This is a genomic window from Nonomuraea sp. H19 (assembly GCF_052068215.1).
Lineage (GTDB): Bacteria > Actinomycetota > Actinomycetes > Streptosporangiales > Streptosporangiaceae > Nonomuraea.
The window spans coordinates 1-1087 of the sequence record NZ_JBQHCV010000127.1; the positions used below are offsets into that span (position 1 = coordinate 1).

Consider the following 1087-nt stretch of genomic DNA (forward strand, 5'->3'; position numbering starts at 1 on the left):
CGGAAGGACATCTGTTGGCAGCCTCGCGCAACGCCTCCGCCGTACCCGCTGGTCCCCGTCGCGTCTCATTCGCGCGTATTCAGGAGCCTCTGGAAGTTCCTGACCTCCTTGCCCTGCAGACCGAGTCTTTCGATTGGCTGCTCGGAAACGAGAAGTGGAAGGCCCGGGTAGAGGCGGCTCGTCAGGCCGGGCGCAAGGACGTCCCGACCCAGTCGGGCCTCGAAGAGATCTTCGAAGAGATCAGTCCGATCGAGGACTTCTCGGGGACCATGTCCTTGTCGTTCCGCGACCACCGATTCGAGCCGCCGAAGCACTCCGTAGACGAGTGCAAAGACAAGGACATGACCTTCTCCGCCCCGATGTTCGTCACGGCGGAGTTCATCAACAACACCACTGGTGAGATCAAGAGCCAGACGGTGTTCATGGGCGATTTCCCGCTCATGACGCCGAAGGGCACGTTCATCATCAACGGCACCGAGCGTGTCGTGGTCTCGCAGCTGGTCCGTTCGCCCGGCGTCTATTTCGAACGTAACGTCGACAAGACGTCGGACAAGGATCTGTATGGCTGCAAGGTCATCCCGTCCCGGGGTGCCTGGCTGGAGTTCGAGATCGACAAGCGCGACAGCGTCGGTGTGCGCATCGACCGCAAGCGTAAGCAGGCCGTCACCGTGCTTCTCAAGGCACTGGGATGGACCAGCGAGCAGATCCTCGAGCGGTTCGGCCAGTACGAGTCGATGCGGGCCACCTTGGAGAAGGACCACACGGCCGGTCAGGATGACGCGCTGCTCGACATCTACCGCAAGCTGCGGCCGGGTGAGCCGCCGACCAAGGAGTCGGCGCAGACCCTGCTGGAGAACCTCTACTTCAACTCCAAGCGGTACGACCTGGCCAAGGTGGGCCGCTACAAGATCAACAAGAAGCTCGGGGTCGACTCGGAGATCACGCAGGGCACCCTGACCGAGGACGACATCGTCGCCACCATCGAATACATCGTCCGGCTGCACGCGGGCGAGGAGTCGATGCCGGGCGCCAATGACCGCGAGGTCATCGTCGAGGTCGACGACATCGACCACTTCGGCAACCGCCG

Annotated in this window: 1 pseudogene; it reads left to right on the forward strand. The window is 62.5% G+C overall.

Features of this window, described 5'->3' with window-relative positions:
• Positions 1 to 14 precede the first annotated feature (14 nt).
• Positions 15 to 1087, forward strand: a pseudogene (locus tag ACTMTI_RS56875) (DNA-directed RNA polymerase subunit beta); the annotation flags it as partial.